Raw genomic sequence first — 3,420 nt, forward strand, 5'->3', positions numbered from 1 at the left:
CTTGGCTTTATGATATCGCCTCTGCGGCATCCCTTCATCTCCAGTATGTTATGTTCACCAATCCCAGACGGAATAGGCAAATGATTCGGTTGTGTTCCGGGAAAAATCTCCCGCTTCATCATGATCCGACTGTGTCTAAGCCGGATTCTGAACCCCCACCAGCAGGGCTGTCTAACAAAGGCGGAGGCGTAACCGGGGGCCGAGACACCGGCTCTCGTGACCATTACAAAGCAGAGCAAAAGGCCGTGAGAGCCGTGAACAGCGGCGGTAATCCGAACATCTGCGGCGGTTCCTAACCGGCATTGGAGAGTACCCGCACGTGGATGGATACGCGAGGTACAACGACGCGCCGAATGTGAAGCTGAGCGGGCGCTCCGGGCGCATGCGAGGCGAAAACTTTGCGAGGCGCTCAAGTCCTTACCTACCGGCAAGTGAACAAAAGCAGCCGGTCACTGCAAGATGCAAAGAAAGTCTAGAATATGGCAACCGACGGTTCCCCCAGGAGAAGAAATTCAAGGATGCCCCGCCTGAGGAGAGAGGTACACAGATCGTCTGACACACAGAAGACCAGTCTTAGACACGTTTTTATCCTGATTGGAAGTGCAGAATAGCCGCACACTGCCCAAGAATGTCCTTGGGCAGGCGGTGTTGTATGTTTAAGACAGTGGACGAACTGGTGGCCTGCTTGGAAGATGGTTACCGGGAAACACCGTGCACGTTGTTGGTGCCACCCGCTCCTTCAACACTGTCCCAGGACTCAATCTTACCATTCAACAGGAACTAAGTACTTATTGTTCTTGAAATTCATGAATATAACAATCAATCACTCATGTTGCATGTTGTTTCGCGCCGAAGATTGGACTGTCGCCCTCGTCATGTAACCCCATTTCCTCGAGATGCCACCGAATCGTTTTACGCAATCCCTCATCCAGCGGCGTCATGTTGGTATACTTTAAGACCTCTGTTGTTCGTGAAAGATCGGGCAAACGGCGCTGCATGTCTTCATATCCCTCTCCGTAGGCTTCCTTGTACGGAATTAGAACGATCTCCGAAGCGCTCCCCGTCATCCGCTTGATGCGATGAGCCAAGTCCATAATAGAGATTTCGTCAGTGGTTCCGACGTTAAACACCATTCCGTTTGTGCCGGATTCCATCGCCGCAATGGTGCATGCGACACAGTCATCCACATACGTAAAACACCGAGTTTGTCGTCCATCTCCATAGACAGTCAAAGGTCTGTTCTCCAATGCCGCGCGAATGAAGATGGGAATGACACCTGCGTAAGGAGTGCCTTCCGATCTTGGACCGTAGATATTGAAGTATCTTAATATTACCGACTGCAGGCCTTCTTTTGTATATGCCAAGCACAAATGTTCATCAAGCGCCTTCGCCGTGGCGTAACTCCAACGATGTATCATGGTTGCACCCAATACGCGATCCGAATCTTCTCGAAAGGGAACTTTTGAATTTTTTCCATACACCTCTGAGGTCGATGCGAAGACAACTCGTTTATTCCTGTGAAAACAGGACTCAAGGATGTTTCTTGTGCCCAATACATTGTTCTCAATGGTCTTGCGCGGGCTCTCGACGCAGTTTTTCACACCGAGCACAGCGGCTAAATGGAAGACTCCGTCATGGTTACTCACCAGTTGATCAATCAAATCCGCATCCATGATGGTTCCGCAGACAAAATCATGGTTCGGATGTTTCATGGCAGACTGTATATAGTTGTATTTGCCGTTTGACAAATCATCAAGAGTCGTTACTTCATGCCCCAATTGCAACAATTTATCTACCAGATGTGAACCTACAAAACCCGCTCCTCCAGTAACGAGAAACTTCATGCCGTCACCTCTTCCTGTCATAAAGATTCAATATTCGGTCGATGGTGGGCCGTCCCGAATACATTTCTCGTGTCCAACACGGCTCGCGCATGCTGCATGATCATCTCGTAGTCCACATTCGAATGGTTAGTCAAAATGGCCACCACATCCATTTCTCGCAGGACCTCTGGAGTGATATCTACAGATTTCAAACTATCCATTCCAATCGAAATTTCTTTTACGAACGGATCGTGATACATGACATCAAGCCCATTCGCCCGTAATTCTCTCAGGATGCGTAGCGCCGGGGATTCGCGCAAATCATTCACATCTGGCTTGTAGGTCAATCCAACAAGCAGCAATCTTGGGCGACTGGATGGACTCAATCGCATGATTCGCTCCATTACGTATTCCGGCATTTCTTCGTTTATCCGGTGCGCCAACTTGATAAACTCCAAGCTATACCCATATTTCTCCACAACCCATTGTAAATACAATGGATCTACAGGTATGCAGTGTCCGCCAACACCGGGACCCGGAAAATAGGGTGTGAAGCCATATGGCTTTGTACTTGCAGCGTCAATAACCTCCCATAGATTAATTTTCCACTTATCACAGATCATTGCCAGTTCATTCATGAGCGAAATGTTAATAAATCGCTGTGTATTCTCCAACAATTTGGTCAGCTCAGCCACTCGAACAGAGGAAACAACAACCACCCGTTCAAAAACCTTCTCGTAAATCTCCACTGCCAACCGTGTCGATTCCGAGTCCATGCCTCCTACAACCTTGGGGATCTTACGAATGTCAAAGCTGTCGCCAGGGTTAATGCGTTCCGGAGAATATGCGACAAAAAAATCGCTCCCTGCCGTCAGACCGCTTCCCTCTAAGATTGGTATCACATAGTCCTCGGTTGTACCCGGGAAGGTGGAACTTTCCAATACGACTAATTGAGACGCCTGTAAGAACATGGCAATTGAAGCGGATGCGGCAGTGACATAGGACAGATCCGGCTGTCCTTCCTCAGTCAGAGGTGTGGGAACACAAATGATAATTGCACTTGAATGAGCGACGGGCTGGAATGAGGTGTCGCATGAAAATCGACCAGATTGAAAAAGGGCGTGAATGTCGTCATCCGAAAGATCACTCAGATAGCTGACCCCGGATAGCAGTTGCCTGATTTTCTTTTCATCGATATCAATCCCAGTGACCTGATATCCACTTTCAACCAGTAATCTGGCCAAAGGTAATCCCACATATCCCATACCCACCACGCAGATGTGAACGCCTTGGGTCGTTGCTGAAATGTCCTGCATAATTTTACACCTCTCTGTCGATGACGCCACATCTTATGGGATAACCCCTCGATCGATTGTGGACGAACACCTACGGCTCCATGAAATAGGCAGACTCTCAATGACAGGTCAGGAAAACGAAGTGAGCAGGCTGTATCGCCTACGTCATCGTGTTGCTGCGTTGGTGGCATACGCTCAAATTTTTCGTCGGGGATGGTCTTACATAGCGAGGGGTCCGCGTTATCGTATTCGACTTTGTCAAGACAGATGGGATGGCCTTTAAGAGAGAGATAAGGGACTTA

General features: G+C 48.7%; 2 protein-coding genes. Both read right to left on the reverse strand.

What is annotated here, in order from left to right; all coding sequences use genetic code 11:
- Positions 1 to 827: 827 nt before the first annotated feature.
- Positions 828 to 1,844, reverse strand: coding sequence for an NAD-dependent epimerase/dehydratase family protein (locus ASH01S_RS17325; RefSeq protein ID WP_067929686.1), 1,017 nt, complete (start codon positions 1,842 to 1,844; stop codon positions 828 to 830).
- A gap of 17 nt (positions 1,845 to 1,861) precedes the next feature.
- On the reverse strand, positions 1,862 to 3,139 hold the full coding sequence (locus ASH01S_RS17330; protein WP_067929687.1) for a nucleotide sugar dehydrogenase: 1,278 nt from the start codon (positions 3,137 to 3,139) through the stop codon (positions 1,862 to 1,864).
- Positions 3,140 to 3,420: the final 281 nt, after the last annotated feature.

This window comes from Alicyclobacillus shizuokensis NBRC 103103, from assembly GCF_001552255.1.
Taxonomy (GTDB): Bacteria; Bacillota; Bacilli; order Alicyclobacillales; family Alicyclobacillaceae; genus Alicyclobacillus_G; species Alicyclobacillus_G shizuokensis.